The following is a 16,007-nucleotide window of genomic DNA, read 5'->3' as shown; positions in this document are numbered from 1 at the left end:
CCGGGCATGTCGGCACCAGATCTCACCGCCGCGCTGGAGCGCATTCCCGGCTGGTTCTGGCCGGCAGACCAACGTCTGTTCGAGTGGTTCCTGTCGGGCAGCGCCTCGGGCAACGTCCTCGAACTCGGGACGTACCTCGGCAAGAGCGCCGTCCTGATCGGCGGGCATGTGCGGCCAGGGGAGACCTTCACTGTCTGCGACCTGTTCGAGTCGGACGCGCCCGATGGGGACAACGACGCCGAGACCAGCAGGTCGTACTCCACGCTCACCCGCCGCCAGTTCGAGCAGAACTACCTGAGCGTCCACGACAACCTGCCTGAGATCGTGCACGGGCCGACGTCGATCATCCTCGACCACGTGCAGGCGGGCACCTGCAGGTTCGTCCATGTCGACGCGTCGCACCTCTATACGCACGTCAAGGGTGACGTCCTGGCGGCGCGGGCCGTGCTCAAGGACGGCGGGATCGTCGCCTTCGACGACTACCGCAGCGAGCACACGCCGGGCGTCGCGCTCGCGGTCTGGGAGGCTGTCGCCGGCCTCGGGCTGGCGCCGATCTGCATCAGCGCGCAGAAGTTGTATGCCACCTGGGGCGATCCGGTGCCTGTCCAGCGGCGCCTGCTCGAATGGCTCAGGTCTCGTACCGATCTGTGGCACACGACGGACGTGCTCGGGGATCGGGATCTCGTACGCGTCAACCAGCGCAAGAAGCCGAAGCCCGCGCCGCCCGGGAACGACCTGGACCGGCTCACCGCCGAGCTGCGGCGCACAACGGCGGAGCTTAAGAAGGTCACGGCGGAGTCGCAGAACGCCGTCCAGGCCCTGAAGAAGGCCACCAGAGAGGTCAGCCTCCTTGGCCCCGTCGCTCACCGTGCGGCCGGTTGGCTCCGCCGACGCTCCACTCCTCGAAAGTAATCCTCGCAGCTCGGCGAGGTGGGCACCGGGCGGGGCGGATCGCGCCGCGTCACCACGAATCATGACATCTCCGCATGGCTACGTTCAGTGAGGGTATATCACTCTCCGTACCATTAATAGGGCGCCTAGCCTGAAATATGCCTATTTGTCGGGGGACTGGAGGCATCGAAGATGCGGAACGGCGGGACCATATTCGTCAGCACGTTCACGGCGGTGCTGCTCCTGACCGCAAGTTGCACCTCGGGTGGCTCGAACACGCCGCCTGCGAAGCCGCCGGAGCGGGCCCCGGTGGCCAAGCTGTCGATCACGCCCGCCGACGGCACGAACAAGGTCCCCCCTGACACCTCGATCAGTGTCAAGGTCAGCGACGGCAAGGTCACCAGGCTGACCGTCGCGGACGCCAAGGGACACGAGGTCAGCGGGCGCGCGAGCGCGGACGGGATGTGGCGGCCCACCTGGCCGTTGCAGCCGTCAACGGCGTACACGGTGAGCGCACAGGCGACCGGCACGGACGGCAAGCAGGTCACGACGCAGGCCGAGTTCACCACAATGAAGCCGAAGCGGGTGCTGGAGAGCGGCATGTCGCCCCTGGACGGCGAGAAGGTCGGCGTCGGGATGCCCGTCCAGCTCCTGCTGTCGAAGCCGGTGACCGCTCAGACGGACCGGGCCGCGATCGAGCGGTCGCTGACGGTGCAGATGTCCAAGCCGGTCGAGGGCGCCTGGAGCTGGGTGAGCGACCGGGAGGTCCAGTTCCGGCCGCGCGAGTACTGGCCGACCGGCGAAAAGGTCACGGTGGTCGCCCACCTGGCCGGCCTGCGGGTCGGACGAAACCTGTGGGGAACCAAGGACCGCAGCCTGACCTTCACCGTCGGTCCCGAGCACATCACCAAGATCAGCGAAGCGACCCACCAGGCGGTCGTGCGGAAGGACGGCGAGGTCGTCAAGACCATCCCGATCAGCCTGGGGAAGCCGGGGGACGACAGCTACTCCGGTGTCATGATCGCCCAGGAGAAGGCCGCGGAGACTCTCATGGACTCGGCCACCATCGGCAAGCCGGGCGAGTACCGCGCCCGCACCAAGTGGAACGTCAGGATGACCTACAGCGGCATGTTCTTCCACGCCGCGCCCTGGTCGACCGAGGCGCAGGGCAAACGCAACGTCAGCCACGGCTGCGTGAACGCCAATATGGCCAACGCCCGCTGGTTCTACAAGTTCACGCAGCGGGGAGACATCATCGAGGTCACGGGGACGTCGCGGAAGCTCCAGTTCGGCAACGGGCCCACGCCGTGGGCCAAGTCGTGGGAGGACTGGCTGGCGGGCAGCGCCCTCGGCAAACTGATCAACGGCTGACCCCTGGTCTGACCCGCCGCCCGGGCCCGCCGGGGAAGCGTGGAGCCGCCCGCCGCACCCGCGTAGTGGTGGAGTCGAAGCCCAGCCCCGCGGCGACCTCCCGGATCTCTTGGGGCGGCTGGAGGATGTGACTCCCGTCCCGCACGCAGACCGCGCTGAACCGGTGTGAGAGCGCGGTTCACCACTGCACCGCCACGTACTTGGACTCCAGGTAGTCGAGCAGGCCGTCGTGACCGCCCTCGCGGCCGATGCCGCTCTGCTTCACCCCGCCGAACGGCGCGGCGGGATCACTCACCACGCCGCGGTTCAGGCCGATCATCCCCGCCTCGAGGCCCTCGCTCACCCGCAGCCCGTGCGCCAGGTTCCCGGTGTAGACGTAGGACACAAGGCCGTACTCGGTGTCGTTGGCGAGCCGGACGGCCTCGTCGAGGTCGTCGAAGACCACGATCGGGGCCACCGGGCCGAAGATCTCCTCCTGGAGGATCGACGAGGACGGATCGACGTCGCCAAGGACGGTGGGCTGGTAGAACCACCCCCGCCGGTCCACTGAGCCACCCACGGTCAAGGGCCGGGCGCCGTCGTCGACGGCGCTCTCGACGAGTTCGCGCACCTTGACGACGGCGGCCTGGTTGATCAGCGGTCCGACCTGGGTTCCGGGTTCGAGTCCCGGCCCGACGACGAGGGCGTCCATCGCGGCGGCGAGCCCCTTCGAGAACTCACCGGCGACCCGGCGGTGGACGTAGAAGCGGTTGGCCGCCGTACACGCCTCGCCGCCGTTACGCATCTTGGCGATCATCGCGCCGGCGACGGCCGCCTCCACGTCCGCGTCGTCGAGCACGATGAACGGCGCGTTGCCGCCCAGCTCCATCGACGTGTTCACCACGCGGTCCGACGCCTCGCGCAGCAGGACCCGGCCCACCTCGGTGCTTCCGGTGAAGGAGAGCTTGCGCACTCTGGGGTCGTGCAGCATCGCCGACACCACCGCCCCTGAGCGCCGCGACGGTACGACGTTGACAACGCCGTCTGGCACTCCGGCCTCGGAGAGGATCGCGCCGATCGAGAGTGCGGTCAGGGGCGTGTCGCTAGCGGGCTTGAGCACCATGGAGCACCCCGCGGCGAGAGCGGGCGCGATCTTGCGAGTCGCCATCGCGGCCGGGAAGTTCCACGGGGTGACAAGGACGCACACGCCGACCGGCTGGCGCAGCACGAGGATGCGGTTGGCCCCCGCCGGGGCCGTGGCGAGGGAGCCCGCCGCACGCACTGCCTCCTCGGCGTACCACCGGAAGAACTCCGCGGCGTAGGCGACCTCATTCCGCGCGTCCGGCAGGGCCTTGCCGTTCTCGAGCACGATCAACGTGGCGAGGAGCTCCGCGCGTTCGGTCATCAGCGTGAACGCCCGCCTGAGCACCTCCGCTCGTACCCGCGGCGGGGTGGCGGCCCATTCCGGGCCGGCGTCCGCGGCGGCGTCCACGGCGGCCACCGCGTCCTCCACCGTGCCATCGGCCACATGAGCGAGGACCTCGGTGGTGGCCGGGTCGTACACGTCCATCACCGAGCCGGCCTTCGCCGGTCGCCACTCGCCTCCGACCAGGAGGTTCGTGGGGGCGAGTGCGAGTGCTTCGGCATTCATCACTGCATCACCTTCCGTACGGTGTCGGCGACGCGTGTGACCGTGGGGATCGTCGCGTCCTCGAGTGTGTCCGAGCGCTTGCCCACGTCACGTGTGCGAGCCGAGACCATCGTCGACCTCTGCGGCCTCGGGCTTCAGTTCCAGGCCCGCCGCGACGGCCATCTGGTCGAGCAGGACGGAAAAGTCCTCCTCGCTCCGGCCGCCTCCGATGGTGGCCTGGACCAACTGCTGTGTCAGGGCTGCCACGGGCATGGACACGCCCAGTTCAGCGGCCGCCCTGAGCCCGAGGTCGAAGTCCTTGCGCAGCAGAACGGGGGTGAAGGTGGGGGTGTAGTCGAGTTTCACGAGTGCCGGCGTCTTGTAGCGGGTGAACGTGGAACCCATGACGCTGTCGTTGAGGAACCTGAGGAAGGCCGCCCGTGAGACGCCTCCCTTCTCAGCGAGCACCGTGATCTCGGCGAGCGACTGTGCCACGACGCCGAGCAACAGGTTGTGGCAGATCTTCACCAGCCGGGCCGCCTCCCCCTCCCCCACGTAGGAGGCCGAACGGCCGATCGCGCCGAGCAGCGGCGCGACCCTGTTGTAGACCTCCTCAGAACCGGAGACGACGAAGCTGAGTTTCCCCGACGCCACGACCTTGCCGTTGCCGCTCACCGGGGAGGCGAGGAACTCGGACCCGCGCTGCTGAGCGGCTGCCCGCATCGCCGCCGAGGTCTCCGTCGACACCGTGGAACAGTCGACGATGATCGCGGGAACGGGACCACCCGCGGTGAGGAGACCGCCTTCGCCGACCAGCACCTGCTCGAGGTCCTCCGATGAGGACACCATCGTGAAGACCACGTCGCGGTCGGCGAGGTCACCGATCGACTCGGCCACCTCAGCCCCGTCGGCCACGAGTGCCTCGGCCTTCGACCGCGTCCGGTTCCACACCGCCACGTCGACGCCGGCCTGCGCGAGCCGACGTGCCATCGGCGCGCCCATCCGGCCTGCTCCGATCCACCCGACTCGCAGCGGCGGGAATGGTATAGGGCTCATGCGGGCTCCTTGCAATCGATTGCTACGAACGTACTGAGGCACTTGTTCAGCGTCAAGGTTCACTCACCCGCTCCGAGCTGGGCCGCCACCCAGTCCGCCGTCTTCTGACGGTGCTGTGCCGCGACGTTCATGCATCCGTGGTTGCCGTCATCGAGGAGCAGCAGCCGGGTCGTTCCTCCCGCCTCCTCCGCGAGACGGGAGGCGTGCTGCCACGGAATGAGCCGGTCACGCCTGCCGGTGACCACGAGCAGCGGGCAGGTGATGGAGCCGGCCCGCCCTTCGAGGCTGAGCGTGTGCGCGATCTCGCGCGCGTGCTCGTCGTTCTCCGCTCCGGATCGGGCACGGAACGCCTGCCGTGTGAGGTCCGGCAGCTGCCCCCAGCACTCACCGAAGTCGTAGGGTCCGGCGAGCGCGACGCAGGCGCGCACCCGGCTGTCACCACTGGCGATGCGAGGGGCGTAGTAGCCGCCGAGGCTGACGCCCCAGACCGCGAGCCGGTCCGGGGCGATGCCCGGCTCCGCCGAGACGGCGTCGAGGATCGCGCCGCCCGGGACCTCCCAGTCACCGCGGATGGCGAGGTCGTACTCGGCTTCGCCCTGCCCAGGGCCGTCGACGCTGAAGGTTCCCACGCCCCGCTCGAGGAAGAGCGTCTCGGTCGACCGGAACTCCTCCTTCGCGGAGTCCAGGCCTGGGACCATGACCACCACCGGGTGCGGCCCGGGGCCGTGGGGCAGGCGAAGCACCCCGACGAGGCGGGATCCGTCGAACGGGATCTCGATCCGCCGCCCCGGCGGATCGAGGTACGGGAGCGCGGCGTCGAGGCATCGCACCGCGGCCAGGTGCGCCTCGCGCATCTGGCCCGGATCCTGGACGAAGAGGAACTTGCCGAAGTGGTGACAGACGGAGGCCTGGACGTAGTGCTGCCCGGCCGACCGAAGGCGCCCCTCCCGCATGGCCTCGGCGCCGAGCGCCTCGTACTCCGCCCCCACCGAGGACCACGCCGAACACCAGCCGTCCCAGTCTTTCAGACCGGATATCACGCGTTCGAAATCCGCGACCGCGACCCCGTTCGTCGTGAACCTCGGGGCCCAGTGCGAGACCGCTGAGGCGACGAGCTCATCCATGATCCACTCCTGTCATTGCAATCGTTTGCATCTTGCTCGATCATATGAGCCATGTCAACGCTCCCCCTGGAAACGCCCCCAGCCCCGTTCAGCACTGGAGAACTGCATTCCAGACGTGCGCTCATGCGAGCCGCCGCCACGGCGCACGGTGCGGATGTCGTGCTCGCGTACGGTGCGAACCGGACCGGCAGCGCGATCCCCTGGCTCACCGCCTGGCCGGTCACCCGGGAGGCGCTTTTCGTGCTCCCAACGGACGGGGCGGGGCATCTGCTCGTGGGGTTCCACAACCACGTTCCCGACGCACGGCGCACCGTTCTCGACGCCGGCCTCGGCGACGAGGTCGACCCGATCGGCGACGACCCGGCACATGCCGCGGTGCGGGCGCTGAGGCGGCTCGGTCCCGCGCTCCGGGTCGGCCTCGTCGGCCCGGTCCCGGCCCGGGTACGGGACGCCGTCGGCGAGTGGGCGAGCGCCGTCGTGGTGCTGGACGAGCACTACACCCGCCTCCGTATGGTCAAGTCCGACGAGGAGCTCCGGTGGCTGGAGCACGCGGCGGCGCTGACCGACCTGGCCGCCGAGGCCCTGCTCGACGCCGCCGGGCAGGGGGCCGACGAGCGGGAGATGGTCGCCGCCGCGGAGCACGCGTACCGCACGGAAGGGGGCACACATCACATCTGCTACGTCACGACGACGTCGATGAGCGCGCCCGACCGCTGCGTTCCAGCCCAGTGGCCGAGCGAGCGCAGGACACGACCCGGTGCGGTCGTGATATTCGAGCTCAGCGCCGGCTGGGGTCCGGACCACCCCGCCCAGTTGCTGCGCACCGCGGTGGTCGGCGCCGAGCCCACCGCGCTGTACCGCCGCCTGCACGAGGTCGCCGAGACGGTCCGTGACGAGGTCATGGGCCGCCTGCGCGCGGGAGTCCTGCCTGCCGAGTTGCTGGCGAGCCTGCGACACGTCCGGGCCGAGGGATTGACCACCGTCGACGACCTCCTCCACGGGCTCGGCGGCGGATACCTGCCCCCTGTTCTGAGCGGGCGGGACCTCACACCGCGTGGCCTGCACGCCGAGCCGCTACGCGCAGGAACGACGCTCGTGGTGCAACCCAACATCTGTACTCCTGACTTCCGTGCCGGCGTGCAGACCGGCGAGATGGTCGTGGTCACCGATACCGGCTACCGCTCCCTGCATCGGTTCCCGCCCGGCCTGCTCACCCTTCCCTTCGCCCCTTCGACGGCTCGGGGCCGTACGGCTGCTCAGGACGGTGAGGAGGCTCCGGCGCGGTGACCGGAACCTCTGCGCACGCGACCGAGGAGCCGGACCTTCGACATGGCGTCTACATCAACGCGGCGAGCTCACCCTCGGGCTCAAGGACGAACAGCCCTCCCTCCATGCGATCGGTCACCCAGACGAGGCCGTCGCGATCGACGAACAGGTCGTTCGCCTGTGGAGCGGCCTGACCGGGTGGCGTCTGCGAGATCCAGTGCGCGATCTCGCGTGGACGGCCGGGATCCTCGAGGTCGTAGACCCGGACACCGGCGCTGAAGTACGTCGCGAAGATCAGACGTCCGCTCTGGAACGACCCTTGGCGGTTCTCGTGCAGGCAGTGTGGCCCGTATCGCAGGGGCAGTCCGGTGAAGTCGCCCTTCGGCTCCGGGAGTGCCCTGAGATAGCGCGGGTTCGCCGGGTCGAGGACGTCGATCAGGTGGATGCGCCGGGCCGGGGCCCACGGTCCGTCGTGTTGCTGCTCGTCGGTGACGACGAGCAGGTTCCGGCCGGGCAGTGGAAGGCACGTGTGCGTGGCACCGCCTCCCCATCGGCAGAACCCGATCGCCCGGGGGGAAGAGGGGGCCGCGATGTCGAGGACCACGAGATTCGCGTCGTCGTAGCCGAGGTAGGCGAGGTTGCCGTCGAGGAGCGCATGGTGTGCCGCGTGCCGCTGTCCGGCCGGCCACTTCGGCTGTTCACCTGCGGCCGCCCATTGGCCGGGCCACCACCATCGGCCGGCCTCCACCGGGTGGTGCGGGTCCGAGAGGTCGAGAATCATCCAGATCCGGTCGGTGAAGCCGTCCGGCGTGACGGAGACGTAGGCGAAACGCCCGCCTTCCCACACGATCCGATGAACCCCCTTGCCGGAGGACTGCCAGAACGCGATCTGCCTCGGTGCCAGGGGATCGGCGAGGTCGTACACCGCGAGGCCCGCCGAGTGCGGCCCCAGGGGTGCGGCGGGCCGGTACGGAAAACGCTCGTGATTGATCAGCAGTAAGCCGTCGGCGACCTGCACCTTGTGCGTGTGCGTGTGGTCCGGCGCAGCCCACTGGTCCACCAGCTTCGGATGCCGGGGATCCGAGACGTCGAGGATCGAGGTGCCCGCCCTCGACGTCCCCGCATGACCGACGTACACGACGTCCTCATGACGCATCACCTGCATCCCGTCGCCCTTACCGGCGAGATCGTGATGTGCGAGCAGTCGCAGGCCCTTCGCCTCAGCCGTCTTCACGTTCATCGGTCACATGTCCGCGAGCGCGGGGTTGAGCGGCAGGCCCAGGGCCTTCTGCGCACGCCAGAGCGGAACGAGATAGGTGAACTGGCGCCAGTCCGTGCCTTCGGGCACCGTCTTGTACGCGATCTGGTCACCGATGAACTTCTCCATGTCCGCCGGCTTGAACCCGCCGTCGCTCACGTGGTACGTGGGCGCGTTCTCCGCCCCGTACGCGTCCGCGTACTCGGTGGGGATGTCGAACTTCTTGGCGCGCATGATGGTGAGCACTTCTTCTTTGTTGGCCTGGTTGGTGATGAACTGACGCGCCTTCAGCGTGGCGGCGAGGAACGCGGTCACGGTTTCAGGGCTCTCCTGGAGCAGCTTGGACACGGACCAGCCGTTCTGCGGCACTTCGCGGGTCTCCTCGAACAGGACCTTGCCGCCCGCCTTCTCCAGCACCGTGCGGTGGCGCAGCTGGATGCTGGCGCCGTCGACGGTACCGGTGATCACCGCCTGCAGCCGCTCGTTCGACTGGCCACCGGTGCTGACGATCTTGACGTCCCTGTCGGGCTCGACACCGTTGTCTCGAAGCAGTTGACGTATGATCGCGTCGTTCCGGCTGCCGAACTGGCCGCCGGTGATGGTCTTGCCCTTGAGATCGGCCCCTGAGTTGATCCCCTTGCCCACGCCCAGGACGTTCGCCTCACCACCGAGGTAGACCGAGAGGAATCGCAGGTTCTGATCGCCCTTCCTGGCGGCGGCGATGGCGGTGTCGGTGTCATACAGGGCCAGGTCGAGTGAGCCGCCGATGAGCGGCGGCAGCGGGTCCTCGATCGTCTTGACCTCGACCGCGTCGATGCCGAACTCCTTGAAATAGCCCTTGGAGAGCGCGATTTCGATGTCGTGGTGGAAGAGGTAGTACGGGTTGTCCACCCCGACCACGAGACTCTTCTTGACCTTGCTCTTGTCGATCGTCCCGTTGATGTCGGCGTCGCTCTTCGGCAAGTTGGCCTTGTTCGCGTCCATGGGCCCGGTGCCCGCAGTACCGGCGCTGTCGCTGGAGCCACCGCAGCCGGCCAGCGAACCCGCGAAGAGGAGCAACACGCCGACCACTCCGATGCGTCTGGTGAACCTGTTCATTCGCTTGACTCCTGCTCTGCCGATGGCGAGGTCTGGGTCTGGGAACGACATCGTCGGGGAGGATCCGAGAACGCGATCACGTGCGCAAGGTGTCTCTCCACGGCGCGGCGCGTTGCTCGAGCCAGCGCATGGACTGGATGAGGCCCACGGACATGACGGCGAGGAGGATCAGGACCGCGTACAGCATCGGCGCCTCGAACTGATCCCCGGCTCGGTCGAGGAGAAAGCCGAGGCCGTTGCCGCCTCCGCCGAGGAGTTCGCCGATCAGCATCCCGACGAGGCCACGAGCGATTCCCTGGTTCACGCCCGCGATCACGAACGGCAGCGTGAACGGAAAAATGATCTTGGAGTACGTCTGTACCCGGCTGGTACCGAACACCCGTCCGGCGCGCAACAGCGAGGGGTCGACGGTCTTCACGCCGGCCATGCAGTTGACCATGATCGGGAAGACGGCCGAGAGGACGATGATGGTCAGCTGCATCGAGTTGTCGAATCCCATGATGAGGATCAGCAACGGGATCAGGGCGACTCGAGGCAGCGACGCCATCGCCCACACGTAAGGGCTCAGGATGAGGTCCGCGACCCTGCTCGCGCCCATCAGCAGACCGACGGGAATTCCGATGACTATGGAGATGGCCAGACCGATCAGGAAGTTCGAGAGGCTATGCCATAGTTCGGGCAGGATCGTCCCATCGGCGAAGCCGTGGTACATGGCCGAGAACATCTCCGACGCCTTGGGGAAGAACAGCGCGTTGATCAACTCGGCCCGCGCGAGGAGCTCCCACAGCAGGAAGAACACGGTGAGGTTGGCGATGGTGACCGCTGCGCTCTTGAACGGTGCGTACCTGCTGACGGTGATCGTCTCGACCTGCGCGATCCTCTGTGTGCTCTGTTCGGCCGGCGCGACGTGCGTCATGTGGTCTCACCTTCCTGCTGTGCGACGGACCGCCACTTGGCGCCGAGCGCCTCGTCCGAGAGAAGCTTCCAGAGGTGGCTGCGGATCTCGCCGAACCTGGCCGATCGCTTGATGTCATTGCGCTCGTCGAACCGGGGGCGCGGCAGGTCGACGTCGATGATCTCCCGGATCGTCCCCGGGCGGTTGGACACCACGACGATGCGGTCGCCGAGCGTGATGGCCTCATCGATCGAGTGGGTGATGAACACGACGGTCTGCCGGGTCTCAGCGATGATCTTCTCCAGCTCGGCCTGCATGGCCTCCCGCGTCATGGCGTCGACGGCACCGAACGGTTCGTCCATCAGCAAGATCTCAGGCTCGCCGACAAGAGCCCTGGCGATGCCGACCCGCTGACGCATGCCGCCGGAGAGCTCATGCGGATAAGACTTCTCGAATCCGGCCAGCCCCACCAACTGCAGGGCGCTCGCGATCCGGCGCCGCCGCTCGGGCTTCGGGACATGTCCTCGCCGGTTCTCTATCGCGAACTCCACGTTGCGTTCGACGGTTCGCCACGGCAGCAGGGCGTAGTCCTGGAACACCATCGCGCGGTCGGCCCCGGGGCCGTCGACCTCCACGCCTCGTACCTTGACCACACCGGAGATGGGTTTGACGAATCCGGCGATCATGTTGATCAGGGTGGTCTTGCCGCACCCGGACGGGCCGACAATGGCCAGGAACTCACCCTGCGTCACCTTGAAAGAGATGTCGCGCAGTGCGATCAGCCGGGTGCGCTCGCGCTGGTTGTCGTATCCCGCGCTGACCTCGACCGCCTCGATCAGCGTGGACCCGGCGGTACTCGCGTGCTCTTTGGCCGGACGATCGGTTTCATGAGACCCGACGTGCACCATTTCAGCTCCCTGCCCAACCAGTGCGCGGCGCTTACGTGCCGGCATGAGCGGACTGTGACGCGCTTCACACTGCAATCGTTTGCGGAACGGTATCTAATGATGACGGCGACGTCAATGACTTCTCACCCGAGTTCGCCCATCCGGGTGCGCGCGACGCGCCTGGGACCTGCGACGAGACGATCTACATCCGGCAATATGCGCTCGGCGTCCGCCGACCTCGGAGGCGGCGTCCGCGCGGCGACGGCGGCCGGCCGCGAACCACCACCGCCACGACTCCCGCCTACGCCCTCTACGCGTCGATGGATAACAATCGTTTGCTGTACCCTGCTGCGGAGGAGGTGCACCATGCGTACGTGGCAGATCGGCACGTTCGGCCCGTCTGTGGTGCTCGGTGTCGCCACGGCGACCGGAGCACTCGACGATGCCGGGCTCGCGATCACCCACCCCGGGCTCCTGGACGAGCGCTTCCTGCCCGGATCCGCGCCGTGATGCCTCCCCCGCCCCCCGACACCGAGCCCAGCCTCCACACTGCGTCCGTGGCACGGCGGCCGACTCTCAAGGACGTGGCCAGTGAGGCGGGCGTCCACCCGGCGACCGCCTCCCGCGCGCTGAACCCCGAGACGCGTCACCTGGTCAACGACGAGACAGCACAGCGGGTGCACCAGGTCGCGGACTCACTCGGCTACCAGCCGAACCCCATCGCCCGCAGCCTCAAGACGGCGCGTTCCGCAAGCATCGGCCTGATCATCCCCGACCTCACCAACCCCTTGTTCCCACCGATCGTCAGAGGCATCGAGGACGTGCTCGGCGGCGTGGGCTACAACGCCTGGATCATCAACACGGACAACGACCCCGCCCGTGAGACGGCTGCCGTCGAGTCCCTCCGCAACCGGAGTGTCGAAGGCTTGGTCTTCGCGACGGCGCGTCTCCACCACCCGTTCATCGAGCAACTGGCAGCCGGCGGCACCCCCACCGTCCTGGTGAACCGCAGGCTCGCGGTGTCGGATGTCCCCTCGGTGACAGGTGACGACGCCGGCGGAGTCGCGATGGCGATGCGCCACCTCGTCGACCTCGGGCACCGCCAGATCGTCCATCTCGCCGGCCCGCAGGACCTGTCCACCGGGGTGAACCGGCTGCGTGCCTTCCGGCAGGCGCTGGAGGACCACGGGCTGGAGAACTCCCCGTCGCGTCTGAAGCTCTGCTCCGCGTGGGCCGAGACCGCCGGCGCGAAGGCAGTCACCGAGCTCCTCGACGACGGAGTCGAGTTCACCGCCGTCCTCGCGGGCAACGACCTTCTCGCGCTCGGGTGCTACGACGCCCTGGCCGAACGTGGGCTGTCGTGCCCGGGCGACGTCTCCGTCGTCGGTTTCAACGACATGCCGTTCGTCGACAAGCTGAGCCCTCCGCTCACGACGGTGCGCATTCCTCACTACGAGCTCGGGGCCGAGGCCGCGCATCTGCTCCTGGAGCGGCTGAGGGCCCCGGACCGAACGGCCCGGTCCGTCCTGCTGCCGCTCACGCTGGTGAACCGGCAGTCCACCGCCCCTCCACGCCGGCTCTAGCGACCAAAGATCGCTAGCAGGTCGAAATGTTTGCTGTTCGCCCAGTTCGCCGCCGGCTGTACGGGCCACAGTCCGGAATACCGGGGCCGCGGCGGCGATCAGAAGGCCGTGTGGTCGCTACAGGAGTTCTTCGGCGCGGCTCGCGAGCCGTCACGCCGATCAGGGTCCGTACGCCAGAAGGTTGAGGACCTTCTCGACGTGTTTCGGATCGTGCGGCCATAAATTGCCGGACGCTCTGACGAAATGTGACAGCGGTATCGGCGACCGGCTGGTGCGCCGGACGCCGATACCCCCGGCACGTCAGGCCGGTGACGTGGCGGTCCGGCCGAGGTGCCGGGCGAAGAACCGGGTCGCGCTGTCGACCTCGAATCTGGGGACGTCGCCATGCCCGCCCGCGTTGGCGTGCAACGTCTTTTCCTTCGAGGCGAAGGCGTCAAACAACGCGAGACCGGATTGGCGTTCGACGTGCTCGTCGTCCCACTGGAGCAGGAATTCGATCGGGACGGTGATCTGTGCCGCCGCCTCGGTCAGGGATTCATGCCCGAGACAACCGAAGACCGCCGCGGTGATCCTGGGTTCGACCGCCGTCAACGGCACCCCGATCCCGGTGCCCTGCATGATGCCCCAGAAGCCGATCGGCCCTTCGGCGCCGATCTCCGGCAGTTCCTGGAGGGCGTCCAGGGTCGCCTGCCATTCCGGCACGGCACGCGCCGCCAGGTCGATGTGGATCCCCACGACGACCGGGCCGAGCGGCTCACCCGCCGCCTGAGCCTGCCGCAAGACGGCGATGTGCTGCTCGTCCGCCGCCGTTCGGGGCCGGTCGCCGTGTCCGGGCGCGTCGATGGCGGCGACGTTGAAACCACAGCCGGTCACGAAGCGGTGTGCACGGCCCAGGATTCCCGATGCTCTCTTGTGCTGGCCGCCGCCGTGCGCCATCAGCACCAGGGGCGCGTGATCGGAGCCGGATGCGGGCGACCACAGCAGGCCGGTGACCTCACCCAGAGCGAAATTGCGTTCGACGACACCGTTCGACGATGTCTCCGCAGTGAAATGCATAGGTTGTTGCCTTTCGGGATTGCCTTGTTGAGGCGCTCCCGGCGACACCTACGTCAATCGCCCAACCGTGAAGAAGATGGGGAGCACCCAATGGATACAGCGTTCACGGGTCTCACCTCCTCGCGCGTGTCACGGACTCCCGGACGCTATCACTTCTCACTGCCTGCGCCGCTTGGGACAGTCCGGACCGTACGGCGCGCCCGGACGCGATGGCGTTCCGGGCGCGGCTGTTCATTGATCACCGGCGAGAAGATCGAATCGTGATCCCTTCCACAATGGTGTGGATCATTGTCTTCCAGCTGGGTATCACCCACGATCTTGCCACGAACCCAGCGGCCGCTTCGACGACGGCTTGAACGACTGCGAGCACGGCGGACACGGTGTGCGTCGCACAGTAATACAAGACGCACAACGATGTGTTTCAAGCTACACATGTGGCGACGCCGCCGAGGGACCGCTCATCCCCAGGACGAAACCCCAGCTCTTGCGAGCCAAGACGATCATGAGCCAACAGTCGGCTTGTATCTGCAGGAGCTCGTGCCCAGTGGTATCGCCCGGAGGAATCGCAGCGCCGCCGCGCCGGAAAGGTAGGCGATCAGCGCCGGCGTCGGCCACCCGAACAGGGTGGGGCTCGTGCTGGGCAGCAGGCTGTTGCCGAGCATGCCCAAGGTGACGCCGGCGAACCCCGCCACGACCAATGCCAGGCGCGGCACCGGGCGGCTCGCTGCTCGAACCAGGCCGAGCGAGATCCCGCTGGGGCGCCGATCGCGCCCGCGGACGCCACGGACCTCGATCCGTCCGAAGATCGCGACCAGCAGCGCGAGAACGAGGATGAGCATGATCAGCCAGGGGACCCTCCAGGCGAACCACGCCCCCGAGCCGACGCTGGGAGTGGGCAGCACGCCTGCGAAATGCAGTGCGGCCGTGAGCAGGATCGCGGCGCTGCTATGCCAGAGGAAGATCGTCAAGATCACCGCATTGACGGCGACCACCGCCATCCACGCGCGTGAGTGCCGCAGCCACCGCTCAACCCGGTTACGCACCAGCAGCGCCACCCCGAGTTGAACGGCGGCCACCGCCAGCAGGGCCAGACTCGGAGGCGACATGTTGTGCAGCCGCTCGCCCGGCACATTGATCATGCTGACCGGGTAGGGGCCGACAAGGGTGAGCAGCAGCAACGCGCCGAACCCGCCCAACAGCAGCGGCAGCACCACGCGGGCGCGAGCCGCCAACTGGCCGTCACGCCAGGCGAACCCCATCTGGTGGATGGCCAGCCAGCCGAACAGGAAGTTGCCGTTGGCCCAGAACGGCTCGCCGAAAAGGCGAGCAAGGTCGCCGACGGCGACCAGACCGACCAGCGCCACCGGAACCGCCGGGCCATACCGGCGGTGCAGGGCGTACATCGCCGGAGTCAGCACGACCACGACCAGGTACGCCACGAGGAACCACAGCGGAATCGAGGCGAACCACACCACCAGACGAACCCGGACGGGGTCGGCATCGAACAGGCGGGCGACCAGCGCGCCACCGGCCATGATCAGCACCAGGGCCGTGGTCGGGCGGATCAACCGGCCACTCCGGTTGACCAGCCATTCGGTCGCATTTCCGCCACGGCGGCGTTCGGCGGCCAGCGATACCGCGTTGGCGTACCCGCCGACGAAGAAGAACACCGGCATCACCTGCACCACCCAGGTGAGGGGATGCGCCCATGGCAGGTCCGGCAGCGCCGACCGGCCGGTCAGCTCGCCGCCCTCGTCGTAGCCGACCACCGTCACCAGCCAGTGCCCCAGGACCACGGCCAGGATGGAGATCCCCCGCAGCAGATCGATGAACCGCTCCCGCGACGGCGGCGACTGCTCAGCACGCCGCCGAACCCCTCGCAACGCGGCGCCCATGCCGTCCATGTCGTACAG

14 protein-coding genes are annotated in these 16,007 nt (G+C 68.0%); 5 read left to right on the top strand and 9 right to left on the bottom strand.

The genetic code is table 11. The features are described 5' to 3' along the window. Window positions 1-6: 6 nt before the first annotated feature. Both ACFLIM_RS46250 and ACFLIM_RS46245 read left to right on the top strand, forming a co-directional pair. Complete coding sequence (locus ACFLIM_RS46250) at window positions 7-912, top strand: class I SAM-dependent methyltransferase (protein ID WP_393176517.1); 906 nt, start codon at window positions 7-9, stop codon at window positions 910-912. Between the two features lie 171 nt (window positions 913-1,083). Beyond that, window positions 1,084-2,262: a L,D-transpeptidase gene (locus ACFLIM_RS46245; RefSeq protein WP_393176515.1), complete on the top strand. Its 1,179-nt coding sequence runs from the start codon at window positions 1,084-1,086 to the stop codon at window positions 2,260-2,262. A gap of 178 nt (window positions 2,263-2,440) precedes the next feature. Here ACFLIM_RS46245 and ACFLIM_RS46240 read toward each other — a convergent pair whose 3' ends face one another. The 3 genes from ACFLIM_RS46240 to ACFLIM_RS46230 form a co-directional block, all read right to left on the bottom strand. Continuing rightward, on the bottom strand, window positions 2,441-3,892 hold the full coding sequence (locus ACFLIM_RS46240; protein WP_393176513.1) for an NAD-dependent succinate-semialdehyde dehydrogenase: 1,452 nt from the start codon (window positions 3,890-3,892) through the stop codon (window positions 2,441-2,443). Between the two features lie 87 nt (window positions 3,893-3,979). Next, window positions 3,980-4,969: an NAD(P)-dependent oxidoreductase gene (locus ACFLIM_RS46235; RefSeq protein WP_393176511.1), complete on the bottom strand. Its 990-nt coding sequence runs from the start codon at window positions 4,967-4,969 to the stop codon at window positions 3,980-3,982. A gap of 17 nt (window positions 4,970-4,986) precedes the next feature. Further along, the gene (locus ACFLIM_RS46230; protein ID WP_393176509.1) at window positions 4,987-6,051 is read right to left on the bottom strand and encodes an alpha/beta hydrolase family protein; all 1,065 of its coding nucleotides are present in this window, start codon (window positions 6,049-6,051) and stop codon (window positions 4,987-4,989) included. 123 nt (window positions 6,052-6,174) lie between these two features. Between ACFLIM_RS46230 and ACFLIM_RS46225 the strand changes: the two genes are divergently transcribed. Further along, window positions 6,175-7,338: a M24 family metallopeptidase gene (locus ACFLIM_RS46225; RefSeq protein ID WP_393176507.1), complete on the top strand. Its 1,164-nt coding sequence runs from the start codon at window positions 6,175-6,177 to the stop codon at window positions 7,336-7,338. Between the two features lie 49 nt (window positions 7,339-7,387). Here ACFLIM_RS46225 and ACFLIM_RS46220 read toward each other — a convergent pair whose 3' ends face one another. The 4 genes from ACFLIM_RS46220 to ACFLIM_RS46205 all read right to left on the bottom strand — a co-directional run bounded on the left by ACFLIM_RS46220 (window position 7,388) and on the right by ACFLIM_RS46205 (window position 11,476). Continuing rightward, window positions 7,388-8,557 carry an LVIVD repeat-containing protein gene (locus tag ACFLIM_RS46220; protein WP_393176505.1) on the bottom strand — a complete coding sequence of 390 codons (1,170 nt, stop codon included), beginning with the start codon at window positions 8,555-8,557 and terminating at the stop codon, window positions 7,388-7,390. Between the two features lie 3 nt (window positions 8,558-8,560). Further along, window positions 8,561-9,673, bottom strand: a complete 1,113-nt coding sequence (locus ACFLIM_RS46215) for an ABC transporter substrate-binding protein (protein WP_393176503.1) — start codon at window positions 9,671-9,673, stop codon at window positions 8,561-8,563. A gap of 76 nt (window positions 9,674-9,749) precedes the next feature. After that, window positions 9,750-10,589, bottom strand: a complete 840-nt coding sequence (locus ACFLIM_RS46210; RefSeq protein WP_393176501.1) for an ABC transporter permease — start codon at window positions 10,587-10,589, stop codon at window positions 9,750-9,752. Further along, window positions 10,586-11,476: an ABC transporter ATP-binding protein gene (locus ACFLIM_RS46205; RefSeq protein ID WP_393176499.1), complete on the bottom strand. Its 891-nt coding sequence runs from the start codon at window positions 11,474-11,476 to the stop codon at window positions 10,586-10,588. The genes ACFLIM_RS46210 and ACFLIM_RS46205 overlap by 4 nt, the downstream gene beginning before the upstream one ends. Window positions 11,477-11,821: 345 nt before the next feature. Here ACFLIM_RS46205 and ACFLIM_RS46200 point away from each other — a divergent pair, with 345 nt between their 5' ends. After that, a complete protein-coding gene (locus ACFLIM_RS46200; protein ID WP_393176497.1) occupies window positions 11,822-11,965 on the top strand; it encodes a hypothetical protein in 144 nt (47 codons plus the stop codon). Between the two features lie 47 nt (window positions 11,966-12,012). Further along, window positions 12,013-13,038: a LacI family DNA-binding transcriptional regulator gene (locus tag ACFLIM_RS46195; RefSeq protein ID WP_393176495.1), complete on the top strand. Its 1,026-nt coding sequence runs from the start codon at window positions 12,013-12,015 to the stop codon at window positions 13,036-13,038. 300 nt (window positions 13,039-13,338) lie between these two features. Here ACFLIM_RS46195 and ACFLIM_RS46190 read toward each other — a convergent pair whose 3' ends face one another. Together ACFLIM_RS46190 and ACFLIM_RS46185 are read right to left on the bottom strand one after the other, a co-directional pair. Next, window positions 13,339-14,142, bottom strand: a complete 804-nt coding sequence (locus tag ACFLIM_RS46190) for an alpha/beta hydrolase (RefSeq protein ID WP_393176493.1) — start codon at window positions 14,140-14,142, stop codon at window positions 13,339-13,341. A gap of 452 nt (window positions 14,143-14,594) precedes the next feature. Continuing rightward, window positions 14,595-15,998, bottom strand: a complete 1,404-nt coding sequence (locus tag ACFLIM_RS46185) for an acyltransferase family protein (RefSeq protein ID WP_393176491.1) — start codon at window positions 15,996-15,998, stop codon at window positions 14,595-14,597. Window positions 15,999-16,007: the final 9 nt, after the last annotated feature.

The sequence above is a fragment of the Nonomuraea marmarensis genome (assembly GCF_043197025.1).
GTDB lineage: Bacteria > Actinomycetota > Actinomycetes > Streptosporangiales > Streptosporangiaceae > Nonomuraea > Nonomuraea marmarensis.
The sequence above is the reverse complement of the archived record's forward strand: the minus strand, read 5'-3'. Positions and strand labels throughout refer to the sequence as shown.